We start from the raw sequence: 14,884 nt of genomic DNA, 5'->3' as shown, positions 1-14,884 counted from the left end.
ATCCAAAGCCCTGCACTATTAAAAAAGTGCAGGGCTTTTTTGTTAATCGCGGGTTAACGTAGCCAGCTAACGATACCAGTCATTTGCTCCACCAAAGGCCCGGTGCAGACGTTCCCGTCGGCACAAGAGAGCCTGATTAGCCTGAGCCGATCTGCGCGAACCACTACCGTCCCTGCGGTGGCAGATGGCTCGACCCCATAACCTCCAAGAATATGCGGGCGTGCCCATGATTACCCTGAAACTCAATGGTCAAGATCATCCACTCGATGTCACCGAGGACATGCCGCTGTTGTGGGCAATCCGTGACGTCGCCGGTTACAACGGCACCAAGTTCGGCTGCGGCATGGGCCTGTGTGGCGCGTGCACCATTCATATCGACGGCGCGCCGGCGCGCAGTTGCATCACCCCGATCGGTTCGGTAGTCGGGCAGAACGTGACCACTATCGACAACCTGCATGCCGACCCGGTCGGCCAGATCGTCCAGCAAGCCTGGCTTGACACCGCTGTGGCCCAATGCGGTTACTGCCAGGGCGGGCAGATCATGTCCGCCACCGCGTTGCTCAAGACCAACCCGAACCCGAGCGACGAGCAGATCGAAGAGGCGATGGTCGGCAACATCTGCCGTTGCGGCACCTACAACCGGATCAAGACCGCGATCCGCCAGGCATCCACTCACTTGAAGGAGGCCAAGGCATGAGCCGTCTACCGAATGAATTTGCCCTGAGCAACCTGAGTCGCCGGGGCTTCCTCAAGGGCGTCGGCGCCACCGGTGCGCTGGTGCTGGCGGCGAGCTGGGGCTGGCAGGATGTGTTGGCTGAAGACAAACCGAAGCAGTTCGGCGCCGACGGCATGCCCAACGGCTGGATCGACGATCCGAAGGTCTACGTCAGCATTGCCGCCGACGGCACGGTGACCGTGGTCTGCAACCGTTCGGAAATGGGCCAGGGCGTGCGTACCAGCCTGACCATGGTGGTCGCCGATGAGCTGGAAGCCGACTGGGGGCACGTCAAGGTTCAGCAGGCGCCGGGTGATGAAGTGCGCTTCGGCAACCAGGACACCGACGGCTCGCGCAGCATGCGTCACTGGTACGAACCGATGCGCCGTTGCGGCGCTGCCGCCCGGACCATGCTGGAGCAGGCAGCTGCCGCGCAGTGGAAGGTGCCGGTCGGCGAATGCCGCGCGCAACTGCATAAGATCATTCACACGCCGTCCGGGCGCGAGCTGGGTTACGGTGAGCTGGCCGCTGCGGCCAGTGCGCTGACGGTGCCGGCCCGTGACAGCCTGCGGCTCAAGCAGCCGTCGGAATTCCGCTACATCGGCAAGGAAGGCACCAAAGCCATTGACGGTGCCGACATCGTCAATGGCCGCGCGGTGTACGGCGCCGACGTGCATTTCGACGGCATGCTGTTCGCGGTCATCGCGCGTCCGGCGGTGTACGGCGGCAAGATCAAGTCGGTGGATGACAGCGCCGCGTTGAAAGTCCCCGGCGTAATCAAAGTCATCCAGATCGAACCTCGGCCATTGCCTTCGGAATTTCAGCCGTTGGGCGGCGTGGCCGTCGTGGCCAGCAACACCTGGGCGGCATTGAAGGGGCGCGAAGCGCTGAAGATCGAGTGGGACGATGGCCCGAACGCCACTTATGACTCGGTCGCCTATCGCAAGGAGATCGAAGCCGCTTCGCTGAAACCGGGCAAAGTGGTGCGCAATACCGGCGATATCGACAAAGCCATCGGCAGTGCCGCCAGCACGCTCGAAGCCTCTTATTACTTGCCGCATCTGGCCCAGGCGCCGATGGAGCCGATGGTCGCCATCGCCCGCTATAAAGAGGGTGTGTGCGAAGCCTGGGCACCGAGCCAGGCGCCACAGGTCACCCGTGAGCGGATCGCCGAACGCCTGGGGCTGCCGTTCGATAACGTGACCTTCAATGTCACGCTGTTGGGTGGTGGTTTCGGCCGCAAGTCCAAACCGGACTTCGTCGTTGAAGCTGCCGTGCTCGCCAAGGAGTTTCCTGGTAAAGCTGTGCGCGTGCAGTGGACCCGGGAAGACGACATCCACAACTCGTATTTCCACACCGTGTCCGCCGAATACCTCAAGGCTGGCGTCGGCAAGGACGGCTTGCCGTCCGCCTGGTTGCACCGCACGGTAGCGCCTAGCATCACTGCGTTGTTCGCGCCGGGCATGAATCACGAAGCCGCGTTCGAGCTGGGCATGGGCTTTACCAACATGGCCTACGCGATTCCCAACGTGCGCCTGGAAAACCCTGAGGCCACGGTGCATACGCGGGTCGGCTGGTATCGCTCGGTGTCGAACATTCCCCATGGTTTTGCGATCCAGAGCTTCGTCGACGAACTGGCACACAAGGCCAAGGAAGATCCGCTCAAGTACCAGATCAAGTTGCTCGGCCCGGATCGGCAGATCGACCCGCGCACGCTCAGTGAAGAATGGAACTACGGCGAATCCCCCGAGCGGTATCCGATCGACACCGGGCGGATGCGCACCGTGCTGGAAACAGCGGCCAAGGCGGCGGGCTGGGGCCGTCAACTACCCAAGGGGCGTGGTCTCGGATTGGCCGTGCATTACAGCTTCGTCACCTATGTGGCGGCGGTGATCGAAGTCGAGGTCAAGGACGACGGCACGCTGGTCGTGCACAAAGCCGATATCGCCGTGGATTGCGGCCCGCAGATCAACCCGGAGCGGATCCGTTCGCAGTTCGAAGGGGCCTGTGTGATGGGCCTGGGCAACGCCGTGTGGGGCGAAATCAGCTTCAAGGACGGCAAGGTGCAGCAGGACAACTTCCATATGTATGAAGTGGCGCGCATGTCGCTGGCGCCGAAGGAGGTCGCGGTGCATCTGGTGACGCCGCCGGGCGACGTGCCGCTGGGCGGTGTCGGTGAGCCGGGTGTGCCGCCGATTGCGCCGGCGCTGTGCAATGCGATCTTCGCTGCCACTGGCCACCGCATTCGCAACCTGCCGGTGCGTTACCAGTTGCAGGGCTGGCAGAAGGCGCAAGCGTGATGGACAGCGCCGATCTGAATGTCCTGCGCAGTGTGCTCGAATGGCGTCGTGCCGGGCAGCGGGTGGTGTTATTCACCGTGGTGCAGACCTGGGGTACCGCGCCCCGGGCGCCCGGCGCGATGTTGGCGTTGCGTGACGATGGCGTGGTGATAGGTTCGGTGTCCGGCGGTTGCGTCGAAGACGATCTGATCGCCCGGCTGCACGATGGGCGGATTACCGCCGACGGCCCGCCGGTGCAGTTGATCACCTACGGCGTGACGCAGGAAGAAGCCGCGCGCTTCGGCCTGCCTTGCGGCGGCACGCTGCGGTTGACCGAGGAGCGGGTTGGCGATCCGGCGTGGGTCGCCGAGTTGCTGGATCGCTGCGAAAACCATGAAATTGTCGGTCGCGAACTGAATATTGCCAGTGGTGAGGTCATTCTGAGCCCGGCTGGCAAGACTGACACTTTGAGCTTCGATGGCCAGACCCTGCGTGCGATTTACGGCCCACGCTGGCGCCTGCTGTTGATCGGCGCCGGGCAGTTGTCGCGGTATGTGGCCGAGATGGCGCGTCTGCTGGATTTCGAAGTGCTGATCTGTGATCCACGCACCGAATTCGTCTATGGCTGGGAAGAGCAGCATGGACGCTTTGTGCCTGGCATGCCGGACGAGGCGGTGCTGAATATTCAGACCGATGAACGCACGGCGATTGTCGCGCTGACTCACGATCCACGTCTGGACGACATGGCGCTGCTCACGGCGCTCGATTCCAAAGCGTTCTATGTCGGTGCACTCGGCTCGCGGGTCAACAGCCGCAAACGTCGGGAGAATCTGGCTGAGCTAGGCTTGTCAGAAGCGGCCATCGCCCGTTTGCACGGGCCGATCGGTTTGCATATCGGCAGCCATTCCCCGGCGGAAATCGCCTTGTCGCTGTTGGCGGAAATCGTCGCGATCAAGAATGGTGTCGAGCTCAAGCAGAAGAAAACAGTGGAGAGTGTATGAGCCGATCCATCGGGGTGATTGTGCTGGCGGCGGGCGAGGGCAGCCGCTTTCGCGAAGTGGCGGGTGCCGACAAGGACAAGCTGCTGGCCGATTGCACCGGGCGCGATGGCGCGGTGCGTTCGGTGATCGAGCAAGTGCTGGTCAACCTGCCGGCGAGCCTCGCCCGGCGAGTGCTGGTGACGACTGAGGCGCGGCCGCAGGCAATGCGCATGGCGCAGGCTTACGGGTGTGACATTGTCTTGATCGAGTCCACGGGAATGGGCGACAGCATCGCGGCGGGGGTCGCGGCTTGCCCGGATGCCGATGGCTGGCTGATTGTGCTGGGCGACATGCCGTTCATTCTGCCGTCGAGCATTGAGCGTATCGTGGCGGCGATTGCCGAGGATGCGGTCAGCGTACCGACATTGAACGGTGATTATGGGCATCCGGTAGGGTTTGGTCGCTCGTTCGCAGCCGGACTGATGGCCTTGTCGGGTGACCGGGGCGCCCGACCGTTGTTCAAGCAGGGGCGTTTGGTGGAAGTGGTGGTAGATGATCCCGGCGTTCTGTGGGATATCGATGTGCCGCAAGCGCTGGTTTTTCCTCAAGTTTGAAGTACGCACAGACTCCTGTGGGAGCGGGCTTGCCCGCGATGGCGGAGTGTCAGGTAGTGGAACAGGTATAGACAGACCGCTATCGCGAGCAAGCCCGCTCCCACAATTGAGTTGTGTGAATTTTGAGGTATAAAAAAGCCCCGCCTGGATCACCAGGCGGGGCTTTTTATTGGCCTTTGGAATCAGACGAGGGGTTTAGGCTCGTGTTCTTTTTCCTGGGCCTCTTCGTGTTGCTCGACCGCTTCCTGAACGGAGCGTGGTGCTTCGGCAATCACGGCCTCAACGGCAACTTCTTCAGCGACCGGGGCAGGAGCTGCCTCGACCACTTCGGCAGCTGGAGCAGCAGCGGCGGCCAGTTCGGCTTCCTTCTGCAGACGCTCTTCTTCACGCTTGCGACGACGCACTTCGCGCGGGTCGTTCGGCGCGCGGCCGCTTGGGGTCAGGGCGCTGACCGGCGCGACAACTGGAGCCGCTTCAACTATCGGGGCAGGTGCTTCGGCGACAACTGGCGCTTCAACCGCTGGGGCTTCAACGACCGGTGCAGGTTCAGCAACCACCACTGGCTCGGCAGCCTTGGCTTCTTCAACAACAGCAGCTTCAACCACTGGCGCTTCAACAGCAGGCGCTGGTGTTTCAGCGACAGCCGGCTCGGCTACCCAATTGAACGCGGTCTGCTCTTCACGAACTTCACGCACGGTTTCGGTCACGGTTTCAGCGACGGTTTCGACAACCGACTCTTCAACTACGGCTGGTGCTTCGAAGGTCACCGCTGGTTCGGCAGCCGCTTCAACCTGAGGCTGAGCTTCGCGAACCGGAGCCACTTCGACTTCCGGAGCAGCAGCTACTTCGACCGGAGTGGTTGCTTCAACAACCGGGGCTTCTACTGGAGCAGTTTCCAGGGTGGCAGCGGTAGCGCGTTCAGCTTGCTCGTGGGCCTGAGCTTCGGCCGGAGCGCTGATCACGGTGCTGGCAACAGCAGCGGTAACAGCCAGACCAGCGGCCAGATCGGCAGTGCTTGGCGCTTGAGCGTTTTCGCCGGATTCGGACTCTTCCGAGCCTTCGATCACGTTGCCGTTGGCATCACGCTGACGCTCGCGACGGTTGCTGCGACGACGCTGACCACGGGAGCGGCGGCGTGGACGATCGCCTTCGGCGTTCTCCGAACCGTCTTCCGGCAGTTGCTCTTCGTTGGTGGTGATTTCTTCTTCAGCGACGGCAGCAGCGGCCTGTTCGGCACGCGGTTGACGCTCTTCACGCGGAGGACGTGGCGCACGTTCTTCACGCGGCTGACGGGCCGGACGCTCTTCAGCGGTGGCGGCAGCAGCAACGGCCGGAGCGGCATCCAGAGGCTCGCGCAGTTCACGTACGCGTTCTTCACGCTCGCCACGCGGCTTGCGATCTTCACGCGGAGCACGTGGTGCACGTTCTTCACGAGGGGCGCGCGGTGCGCGTTCTTCGCGGGCTACCGGTGCTTCGTCACGGGATTCGCGTGGCTCGCGGACTTCACGTGGTTCGCGCGGCTGACGCTCTTCACGCGGCTCACGTGGTGCGCGTTCTTCACGCGGTGCACGTTCCTCGCGCGGCTTGCGCTCTTCATCGCGGCGACCGTTACGGTTGCGGCTCTGCTGACGGCCGTTGCGACGCTCTTCGTTGCGGGCCGGACGCTCGGTGGCTGGTTTTTCAACCACAACCGGAGCTACAGGCTCTTCCTTGGTGGCGAACAGGCTGACCAGCGACTTCACCAGGCCCTTGAACAGGCTTGGCTCTGGCGCGGCAACCGGAGCAGGTGCCGGGGCCGGAGCGGCGACTTCGGTCGGAACCGGAGCGTTGGCGCGGGCCGGAGCAGTCTTGACGGCGGCTTCCTGGCGAACCAGGGTGCGGGTCGCGGCGGCTGGCTGGACGTCTTCGACATCGGCGGCAGCGGCAGCGATCTCGTAGCTGGACTGGTTGGTCGCGGCTTCCGGGCTGTCGTCACGCAGGCGCTGAACTTCGAAATGCGGGGTTTCGAGGTGATCGTTCGGCAGGATGACGATGCGGGCGCGGGTGCGCAGTTCGATCTTGGTGATCGAGTTGCGTTTTTCGTTGAGCAGGAACGCGGCCACCGGGATCGGCACCTGGGCGCGAACTTCGGCGGTGCGGTCCTTCAGGGCTTCTTCTTCGATCAGGCGCAGGATCGCCAGGGACAGCGATTCGACGTCACGGATGATGCCGGTGCCGCTGCAGCGCGGGCAGACGATGCCGCTGCTTTCGCCCAGCGAAGGACGCAGGCGCTGACGGGACATTTCCAGCAGGCCGAAGCGCGAGATGCGGCCGATCTGCACGCGGGCGCGGTCGGCTTCCAGGCATTCGCGGACTTTCTCTTCCACGGCGCGCTGGTTCTTGGCAGGGGTCATGTCGATGAAGTCGATGACGATCAGGCCGCCGATGTCGCGCAGGCGCAACTGACGGGCGATTTCTTCGGCGGCTTCAAGGTTGGTCTGCAGGGCGGTTTCTTCGATGTCGCTGCCTTTGGTGGCGCGCGCCGAGTTGATGTCGATGGACACCAGGGCTTCGGTCGGATCGATGACGATGGAGCCGCCGGACGGCAGTTCGACGACGCGCTGGAAAGCGGTCTCGATCTGGCTTTCGATCTGGAAACGGTTGAACAGCGGAACGCTGTCTTCGTACAGCTTGATCTTGCTGGCGTACTGCGGCATCACCTGGCGGATGAAGGTCAGGGCTTCGTCCTGGGCTTCAACGCTGTCGATCAGCACTTCGCCGATGTCTTGGCGCAGGTAATCGCGGATGGCGCGGATGATGACGTTGCTTTCCTGGTAGATCAGGAACGGCGCGGAACGATCCAGCGAAGCTTCTTTGATGGCGGTCCACAGTTGCAGCAGGTAATCGAGGTCCCACTGCATTTCTTCGCTGCTGCGGCCAAGGCCGGCAGTGCGCACGATCAGACCCATGTCGGCCGGAGCGACCAGACCGTTCAGCGCTTCACGCAGTTCGTTGCGCTCTTCGCCTTCGATGCGACGGGAGATGCCACCGGCACGCGGGTTGTTCGGCATCAGAACGAGGTAACGACCGGCCAGGCTGATGAAGGTGGTCAGGGCTGCGCCCTTGTTGCCACGTTCTTCTTTTTCGACCTGAACGATGACTTCCTGGCCTTCGCTCAGGACGTCCTTGATGTTGACGCGGCCTTCAGGGGCTTTCTTGAAGTATTCGCGGGAGATTTCTTTGAGGGGCAGGAAGCCGTGGCGCTCGGAGCCGAAATCGACAAAGGCAGCCTCAAGGCTTGGTTCGATGCGAGTGATGCGGCCTTTATAGATGTTGGCCTTTTTCTGCTCGCGTGCACCGGATTCGATGTCCAGGTCGTAGAGGCGCTGGCCATCTACCAGTGCAACACGCAACTCTTCGGGTTGAGTTGCGTTAATCAGCATTCTTTTCATGTAGTACCGTCGGTTTCCGGGCTGCCGGAAACGGCGTTCGGCACACACGACTTCTCACGGTCGGTGTCAGGTGCGTCGGGAGTGGTTGGCCATTCCCGTGTCCAGCGATGTCCGGCCAATTGGGCCGTTATCGCGACGTACGCGTCCTGCTTGCTGTGGCTACTTAAGCACTCAGTCAGGAGGAGGAATCAACCGGTGGCTGTGGACGAGATGAAGCGTCTTGATAAAGCCTGTTGCTACACAGTCCAGCGGTTGTGCATCTCCACCCTACACGTATCCCTGATAATTCGGGTGCTGCCGCGCGCAGAATCCGCAGCGGGTTGGCATTTACCGTGAGCTCCGAAATGGGAGGTCACGCATCATGGCTAATTCAGGCGGTGTTTCCGGAGTCTTCGCTCGGGGTCATCCGCGGCTGACTGCACTTTGTGAACTGGCCGTGAATATGGCTCGCGTGGCGAGTCAAAACTCTGCTTTGCGGCGTGATTCAGGCCTCATGTCACCTGCGCTTGTTACAGCTGCAAACTCCACCGTTACGTAGCAAAAGCCCCGTAGGACGGCCTCGCGTCCTGGTGAATTGCGTTGGTCAGGGCCGGTTTTTGACCGTGGTTCCGCTGTCCAGGCCGCTTTTGGCGGCGTTCGCGACTATAGCAGCAATGATTAAGTGCTTCAATTCCATAAAAAATTGTTATCATCGGCGCCATGACGACTACTGCCCCTTCGACTCCAGGCGTTCAACTGCTTGAGGTCTCGCCGGAATATGCCGGCCAACGAATCGACAATTTCCTCCTCGCCCGGCTCAAAGGCGTGCCCAAGACCTTGATTTACCGCATTTTGCGCAAAGGCGAAGTGCGCGTGAACAAAGGTCGGATCAAGCCCGAATACAAGCTGCAGGCCGGCGACATCGTGCGCGTGCCGCCGGTGCGCGTGCCTGAGCGTGACGAACCGGTGCCTTTGGCCCAAGGTCTGTTGCAGCGCCTGGAAGCCTCGATTGTCTACGAAGACAAGGCCCTGATCGTGATCAACAAGCCCGCCGGCATTGCGGTTCACGGTGGCAGCGGCCTGAATTACGGCGTTATCGAAGCCTTTCGTCAGTTGCGCCCCGATGCCAAGGAGCTCGAGCTGGTTCACCGTCTCGATCGTGATACCTCCGGCCTGCTGATGATCGCCAAGAAGCGCAGCATGTTGCGGCACTTGCATGCCGCGTTGCGCGGTGACGGTGTCGACAAGCGCTACATGGCACTGGTTCGTGGCAACTGGGCGACTTCGATCAAGCAAGTCCGTGCGGCGCTCGGCAAGAGCAATCTGCGCTCCGGTGAGCGCATGGTCGAGGTCGACGAGGAGGAGGGCAAGGAGTCTGTGACCGTGTTCAAGGTGCTGCGTCGCTTTGGCGATTTTGCCACTCTGATCGAAGCCAAGCCGATCACCGGTCGCACGCACCAGATCCGCGTCCATACATTGCACGCCGGGCACTGCATTGCTGGAGACACCAAATACGGCGATGACAGTTTCAGTAAGGAAATCCGTGATCTGGGCGGCAAGCGCCTGTTCCTGCACGCCTACATGCTGACCGTGCCGCTGCCCGATGGCGGTGAGCTCAAGTTGCAGGCACCGGTCGATGAAATGTGGGCCAAGACTGTGGAGCGATTGAGTGCGCCCATCTGATTACAAGCTGCTGATTTTTGATTGGGACGGCACGCTGGCCGATTCCATTCATCGGATTGTCGAGGCGATGCACTCGGCGTCCGGGCGCTCCGGTTTCGAGCTGCGTGATGACTTTGCCGTCAAAGGCATTATTGGACTGGGTTTGCCCGAGGCGATCCGCACGTTGTATCCGGAAATCAGCGATGCCGAGATGACCTTGTTCCGCGAGTATTACGCCGACCACTACATCGCTGCAGAAGCCGTGCCTTCGCCGTTGTTCGAAGGCGTAGTCGAGTCGATGGCGTCCTTTCGTGAGCAGGGCTATCACCTGGCTGTTGCGACCGGCAAGAATCGTCGCGGGCTGGATCGGGTGCTCAAGGCCAATGGCTGGGAAGATTATTTCGATATCACCCGTGCTGCCGATGAAACTGCAAGCAAGCCGCATCCTCTGATGCTGGAGCAGATCCTTGCGCATTGCGGTGTTCGTGCCGAGCAGGCGCTGATGGTCGGCGATTCGTCCTTCGATCTGCTGATGGCGCGCAATGCAGGGATGGATTCGGTGGCGGTCAGTTATGGCGCGCAATCGATCGAATCACTGCAGCAGTTCGAGCCGCGACTGTCGATCGACCATTTTTCCGAATTGCACGCCTGGCTGGGGAAGCAGGCTTAATACGTTTTTGCTGGGGTGGATGGCATGACCGACGAATGGAAAGCACCGGCCAAGGCAACTGCCGAAGACGGTGATGCGAAAAGCTGGAAAATACTGGAAAAGACCCTGCTGGCCGGTGTGCAGGAGCAACGCCGCTCACGGCGTTGGGGCATTTTCTTCAAGTTGCTGACCTTTGTTTATCTGTTTGTTGCGCTGATCCTGTTCACGCCATTGATGGACATGGAAAAGAGCGCCACGCGCAGTTCCAACTACACCGCGTTGATCGACATCACCGGCATGATCGCCGACAAGGAATCTGCCAGCGCTGACAATATCGTCGGCAGTCTGCGCGCGGCGTTCGAGGACAAGAAGGTCAAGGGCGTGATCCTGCGCATCAACAGTCCGGGTGGCAGTCCGGTGCAGTCGGGTTATGTATATGACGAGATCAAGCGCCTGCGCGGCCTGCACCCCGACACCAAGCTGTATGCGGTGATTTCCGATCTGGGCGCTTCCGGTGCCTATTACATCGCCAGTGCGGCGGATCAGATCTATGCCGACAAGGCCAGTCTGGTGGGCTCCATTGGTGTGACGGCGGCCGGTTACGGCTTTGTTGGCACTATGGAGAAGCTGGGCGTCGAGCGTCGCACCTACACCTCCGGCGAGCACAAGGCGTTCCTCGATCCGTTCCAGCCGCAGAAGCCGGAAGAGACCGCGTTTTGGCAGAGTGTGCTGGATACCACGCACAAGCAGTTCATCAACAGCGTCAAGCAGGGGCGTGGCGATCGCCTGAAGGACAAGGAACATCCGGAGCTGTTCTCCGGGTTGGTCTGGTCTGGCGAGCAGGCGCTGCCGCTGGGGTTGATCGATGGTCTGGGCAATGCCAGTTCGGTGGCGCGTGACGTGATTGGCGAAAAGGAACTGGTGGACTTCACCGTTCAGGAATCGCCGTTTGACCGCTTCTCGAAGAAGCTCGGTGCCAGCGTTGCCGAGAAACTGGCAATGTGGATGGGTTTCAACGGCCCGTCGTTGCGCTGATCGAATGCTGCAAGAAACACCGGCCTGAGGGCCGGTTTTTTGTGGGTCAGGGAATCTGTACGCCTTCGGCCAGCAGCATGTCGATCAGGCGAATCAGTGGCAGGCCGATCAGGCTGGTGGCGTCCGGGCCTTCGGTGGATTGAAACAGGCTTACGCCCAGTCCTTCGGCCTTGAAGCTGCCGGCGCAGTCGTAGGGCTGCTCGGCGTGCAGATAGCGCTCGACGCGGGCTTGATCCAGTACGCGCATATGTACGGTGAAAGGCACGCAGTCGACCTGGCAGTGGCCCGTCTGGCTGTTGAGCAGGGCCAAGCCGGTCAGGAAGGTCACGCTGGCGCCGCTGGCGGCCATCAGTTGTTCGCGGGCGTTTTCGAAGGTGTGCGGCTTGCCGATGATGCGCTCGCCGAGTACCGCAACCTGATCGGAGCCGATGATCAGGTGAGCAGGGTGGCTGTCGGCCAAGGCTCGGGCTTTCTGTTCGGCGAGGCGTTTGACCAGCTCGATTGCCGACTCGTCCCGGCGATGGCTTTCATCGATATCCGGCGAGCTGCAGACGAACGGCAGGCGCAGACGGCTGAGCAATTCCCGACGATAGGTCGAGCTTGAAGCGAGTAATAAAGGCAGCATTCGCATCTCCAGAGGCAGGGGGCAGATTCTAGCGGAGCCGCGCAAGTGACGGACAGGGCACAATTTCCTTTGACATGGGTGGGTGCATCCCTATAATGCTGCGCCTATGTTGAATGACCCGATTCCACCTCACGTTGACCCGCGCAAATTGGCTGACCGTGGCACCACCCTTCAAGGTGAACTGCTGCTGGCCGATTTGAAGAGACTCTGCGACCCGCTTTCCGACGATGTCGGTACGGTGCAGGCAAAATTCGTTTTTGAACGAGATGAACGTAAATCTGTGGTGATCCACAGTTTTATCGACACCGAAGTCAAAATGGTTTGCCAGCGTTGTCTTGAGCTGGTCACCCTGCCGATCCACAGCGAATGCAGTTACGCTGTAGTGAAGGAGGGTGCGAATACCCAGTCGTTACCGAAAGGTTATGACGTGCTGGAACTGGGCGAAGATCCATTGGATCTGCAGTCACTGATCGAGGAGGAGCTTCTGCTCGCCTTGCCCATTGTGCCTGCTCATCATCCGGAAGAATGCCAGCAGCCGGCGGGAGCAGATGAGCCCGAACCGAGCGAGGACGAGGTAACGCGGTCCAACCCGTTCAGTGTATTGGCGCAGTTAAAGCGTGACCCAAACGTTTAGGAGTTAATCAATTATGGCTGTTCAGCAGAACAAAAAATCCCGCTCTGCCCGTGACATGCGCCGTTCGCACGACGCTCTCGAGGCTAGCACCCTGTCTGTAGAAAAAACCACTGGTGAAGTTCACCTGCGTCACCACGTATCGCCAGAAGGCGTATACCGTGGCCGTAAAGTGATCGACAAGGGCGCTGACGAGTAATCACTTGTCCGCTCAAGTCATCGCGATTGACGCAATGGGCGGGGACTTCGGTCCCCGCAGCATTGTCCAGGCCAGCCTTGCTTGCCTTTCTGCTACACCCTCGCTGCACCTGACCCTCGTCGGTCAACCTTCCCTTCTTGAAGAACTGATCACCGGCCAATCGGCTGCCGATCGCGCGCGCCTGACGATTGTCCCGGCGTCCGAAGTCATCACCATGGACGAAAAACCTGCTCAGGCTTTGCGTGGCAAGCCGGATTCGTCGATGCGTATCGCCCTTGAATTGCTCCGTGATGGCAAGGTCCAGGCCTGTGTCAGTGCCGGCAATACCGGTGCGTTGATGGCTCTGTCGCGATTTGTGCTCAAGACCCTGCCGGGAATCGATCGCCCGGCCATGGTCGCCGCGATCCCCACTCAGAAGGGCTACTGCCAGTTGCTCGATCTGGGCGCCAACGTCGATTGCAGCGCCGAGCACTTGTTGCAGTTCGCCGTGATGGGTTCCGTGGCGGCGCAAACCCTGGGCATTGCCCGCCCGCGTGTCGCGCTGCTGAATATCGGCACCGAAGACATCAAGGGCAATCAGCAGGTCAAGCTGGCTGCAACGTTGCTACAGGCTGCCCGGGGCATCAATTACATCGGTTTCATCGAAGGTGATGGCTTGTATCGCGGCGAGGCGGATGTGGTGGTGTGCGACGGTTTTGTCGGCAATATCCTGCTCAAGTCCAGCGAAGGTCTGGCGACGATGATCGCTGCACGTATCGAGGCCTTGTTCAAAAAGAATCTCGCTTCCCGCGCGGTCGGCGCTCTGGCGCTGCCATTGATGAAGCGTCTGCAGGCTGATCTGGCACCGGCGCGACACAACGGCGCAAGCTTCCTCGGTTTGCAGGGGATTGTCGTGAAAAGTCACGGTTCGGCCGGGGTTCAGGGGTTTCAGAGTGCCATTCAGCGAGCGCTGATCGAGATTCAGGAAAATCTTCCCGAGCGCCTGCACGGCCGTCTGGAGGATTTGTTGTCTTAGGCGTTTTCGTCGGACAATGCTTAAATGTGACCGCCCGGTTCAAAGGGCCATCCAACTGTCAGTTTCTTGCGTCCCTCTAGCGGGATGCCATTTTTCCGACGACAAGATCATTAGGGGCTTGTTACATGTCTGCTTCCCTCGCATTCGTCTTTCCAGGACAGGGTTCGCAGTCCCTCGGCATGCTGGCCGAGCTGGGCGCGCAACATTCGCTGATCCTCGAAACTTTCAAAGAAGCCTCCGATGCTCTGGGCTACGACCTGTGGGCACTGACCCAGCAGGGCCCGGAAGAGCTGCTCAATCAAACCGATAAAACCCAACCGGCCATTCTGACCGCTTCGATCGCCCTGTGGCGTTTGTGGCTGGCCGAAGGCGGCGCGCGTCCGGCTTTCGTTGCCGGCCACAGTCTGGGCGAATACAGCGCGCTGGTCGCTGCCGGCAGCCTGAGCCTGGCGGACGCGGTCAAGCTCGTTGAGCGCCGTGGCCAGTTGATGCAGGAAGCCGTTCCGGCCGGGCAGGGCGGCATGGCTGCCATCCTCGGTCTGGAAGATGCCGACGTGCTGGCAGCCTGTGCCGAAGCGGCGCAAGGCGAAGTGGTCAGCGCGGTGAACTTCAACTCCCCGGGCCAGGTGGTGATCGCTGGTGCCAAGGCGGCCGTTGAGCGCGCCATCGAAGGCTGCAAGGCCCGCGGCGCCAAGCGTGCCATGCCGCTGCCGGTCAGCGTGCCGTCGCATTGCGAGCTGATGCGTCCGGCTGCCGAACGCTTCGCCGAGTCCATCGCCGCCATCGACTGGCAGGCGCCGCAGATCCCTGTGGTACAGAACGTCAGCGCCCAGGTGCCGGCGGATCTGGAAATCCTCAAGCGTGATCTGCTGGAACAACTCTACAAGCCAGTTCGCTGGGTCGAGTCCGTACAGACCCTGGCCGCCAAAGGCGCGACCAATCTGGTCGAATGCGGTCCTGGCAAAGTGCTGGCCGGTCTGAACAAACGTTGCGCCGAAGGCGTATCGACTTCCAACCTCAATACCCCAGACGCTTTCGCTGCTGCTCGCGCAGCGGCTGTCTGAATCAGG

13 protein-coding genes are annotated in these 14,884 nt (G+C 61.1%); 11 read left to right on the top strand and 2 right to left on the bottom strand.

What is annotated here, in order from left to right:
* Nucleotides 1-226 precede the first annotated feature (226 nt).
* The 4 genes from IHQ43_RS21365 to IHQ43_RS21350 are packed head-to-tail and all read left to right on the top strand — an operon-like array spanning nt 227 to nt 4,588.
* Nucleotides 227-697 carry a (2Fe-2S)-binding protein gene (locus IHQ43_RS21365; protein WP_039770687.1) on the top strand — a complete coding sequence of 157 codons (471 nt, stop codon included), beginning with the start codon at nt 227-229 and terminating at the stop codon, nt 695-697.
* Nucleotides 694-3,015 carry a xanthine dehydrogenase family protein molybdopterin-binding subunit gene (locus IHQ43_RS21360; RefSeq protein ID WP_192562020.1) on the top strand — a complete coding sequence of 774 codons (2,322 nt, stop codon included), beginning with the start codon at nt 694-696 and terminating at the stop codon, nt 3,013-3,015. The genes IHQ43_RS21365 and IHQ43_RS21360 overlap by 4 nt, the downstream gene beginning before the upstream one ends.
* On the top strand, nt 3,015-3,995 hold the full coding sequence (locus IHQ43_RS21355) for an XdhC family protein (RefSeq protein ID WP_192562019.1): 981 nt from the start codon (nt 3,015-3,017) through the stop codon (nt 3,993-3,995). The genes IHQ43_RS21360 and IHQ43_RS21355 overlap by 1 nt, the downstream gene beginning before the upstream one ends.
* The gene (locus IHQ43_RS21350; protein ID WP_192562018.1) at nt 3,992-4,588 is read left to right on the top strand and encodes a nucleotidyltransferase family protein; all 597 of its coding nucleotides are present in this window, start codon (nt 3,992-3,994) and stop codon (nt 4,586-4,588) included. Before IHQ43_RS21355 ends, IHQ43_RS21350 begins: the two co-directional genes overlap by 4 nt.
* A gap of 182 nt (nt 4,589-4,770) precedes the next feature.
* Here the strand turns inward: IHQ43_RS21350 and rne are convergent, their stop codons facing one another.
* A complete protein-coding gene (gene rne / locus IHQ43_RS21345) occupies nt 4,771-8,019 on the bottom strand; it encodes a ribonuclease E (RefSeq protein WP_192562017.1) in 3,249 nt (1,082 codons plus the stop codon).
* Nucleotides 8,020-8,718: 699 nt separating this feature from the next.
* Between rne and rluC the strand changes: the two genes are divergently transcribed.
* From rluC to sppA, 3 genes are read left to right on the top strand one after another with little or no spacing between them, the layout of a single operon-like run.
* Complete coding sequence (gene rluC, locus IHQ43_RS21340; RefSeq protein ID WP_025113008.1) at nt 8,719-9,681, top strand: 23S rRNA pseudouridine(955/2504/2580) synthase RluC; 963 nt, start codon at nt 8,719-8,721, stop codon at nt 9,679-9,681.
* The gene (locus tag IHQ43_RS21335; protein ID WP_134021312.1) at nt 9,668-10,330 is read left to right on the top strand and encodes an HAD-IA family hydrolase; all 663 of its coding nucleotides are present in this window, start codon (nt 9,668-9,670) and stop codon (nt 10,328-10,330) included. The genes rluC and IHQ43_RS21335 overlap by 14 nt, the downstream gene beginning before the upstream one ends.
* A 24-nt stretch (nt 10,331-10,354) precedes the next feature.
* A complete protein-coding gene (sppA, locus tag IHQ43_RS21330) occupies nt 10,355-11,344 on the top strand; it encodes a signal peptide peptidase SppA (RefSeq protein WP_192562016.1) in 990 nt (329 codons plus the stop codon).
* Nucleotides 11,345-11,390: 46 nt separating this feature from the next.
* Here the strand turns inward: sppA and IHQ43_RS21325 are convergent, their stop codons facing one another.
* Nucleotides 11,391-11,969 carry a Maf family protein gene (locus tag IHQ43_RS21325; protein ID WP_192562015.1) on the bottom strand — a complete coding sequence of 193 codons (579 nt, stop codon included), beginning with the start codon at nt 11,967-11,969 and terminating at the stop codon, nt 11,391-11,393.
* 106 nt (nt 11,970-12,075) lie between these two features.
* Between IHQ43_RS21325 and IHQ43_RS21320 the strand changes: the two genes are divergently transcribed.
* The 4 genes from IHQ43_RS21320 (at nt 12,076) to fabD (ending at nt 14,878) form a co-directional block, all read left to right on the top strand.
* Complete coding sequence (locus IHQ43_RS21320; RefSeq protein WP_003204262.1) at nt 12,076-12,603, top strand: YceD family protein; 528 nt, start codon at nt 12,076-12,078, stop codon at nt 12,601-12,603.
* Nucleotides 12,604-12,616: 13 nt separating this feature from the next.
* Nucleotides 12,617-12,799, top strand: a complete 183-nt coding sequence (gene rpmF, locus IHQ43_RS21315; protein WP_003179396.1) for a 50S ribosomal protein L32 — start codon at nt 12,617-12,619, stop codon at nt 12,797-12,799.
* A gap of 4 nt (nt 12,800-12,803) precedes the next feature.
* Nucleotides 12,804-13,814, top strand: a complete 1,011-nt coding sequence (gene plsX, locus IHQ43_RS21310; protein WP_192562014.1) for a phosphate acyltransferase PlsX — start codon at nt 12,804-12,806, stop codon at nt 13,812-13,814.
* Between the two features lie 125 nt (nt 13,815-13,939).
* On the top strand, nt 13,940-14,878 hold the full coding sequence (fabD, locus tag IHQ43_RS21305) for an ACP S-malonyltransferase (RefSeq protein ID WP_192562013.1): 939 nt from the start codon (nt 13,940-13,942) through the stop codon (nt 14,876-14,878).
* Nucleotides 14,879-14,884: the final 6 nt, after the last annotated feature.

Source organism: Pseudomonas gozinkensis, from assembly GCF_014863585.1.
Taxonomy (GTDB): Bacteria; Pseudomonadota; Gammaproteobacteria; order Pseudomonadales; family Pseudomonadaceae; genus Aquipseudomonas; species Aquipseudomonas gozinkensis.
Note: the sequence above shows the minus strand (reverse complement) of the source record. Positions and strands in the feature narration are given on the sequence as shown.

What these genes read in the sequence shown, in the direction of transcription:
- fabD (WP_192562013.1), top strand. Translation starts at nt 13,940, where the DNA reads ATGTCTGCTTCCCTCGCATTCGTCTTTCCAGGACAGGGTTCGCAGTCC.
- IHQ43_RS21320 (WP_003204262.1), top strand. Translation starts at nt 12,076, where the DNA reads ATGTTGAATGACCCGATTCCACCTCACGTTGACCCGCGCAAATTGGCT.
- IHQ43_RS21325 (WP_192562015.1), bottom strand. Translation starts at nt 11,969, where the DNA reads ATGCTGCCTTTATTACTCGCTTCAAGCTCGACCTATCGTCGGGAATTG.
- IHQ43_RS21355 (WP_192562019.1), top strand. Translation starts at nt 3,015, where the DNA reads ATGGACAGCGCCGATCTGAATGTCCTGCGCAGTGTGCTCGAATGGCGT.
- IHQ43_RS21350 (WP_192562018.1), top strand. Translation starts at nt 3,992, where the DNA reads ATGAGCCGATCCATCGGGGTGATTGTGCTGGCGGCGGGCGAGGGCAGC.
- rpmF (WP_003179396.1), top strand. Translation starts at nt 12,617, where the DNA reads ATGGCTGTTCAGCAGAACAAAAAATCCCGCTCTGCCCGTGACATGCGC.
- IHQ43_RS21360 (WP_192562020.1), top strand. Translation starts at nt 694, where the DNA reads ATGAGCCGTCTACCGAATGAATTTGCCCTGAGCAACCTGAGTCGCCGG.
- IHQ43_RS21365 (WP_039770687.1), top strand. Translation starts at nt 227, where the DNA reads ATGATTACCCTGAAACTCAATGGTCAAGATCATCCACTCGATGTCACC.
- rluC (WP_025113008.1), top strand. Translation starts at nt 8,719, where the DNA reads ATGACGACTACTGCCCCTTCGACTCCAGGCGTTCAACTGCTTGAGGTC.
- sppA (WP_192562016.1), top strand. Translation starts at nt 10,355, where the DNA reads ATGACCGACGAATGGAAAGCACCGGCCAAGGCAACTGCCGAAGACGGT.
- rne (WP_192562017.1), bottom strand. Translation starts at nt 8,019, where the DNA reads ATGAAAAGAATGCTGATTAACGCAACTCAACCCGAAGAGTTGCGTGTT.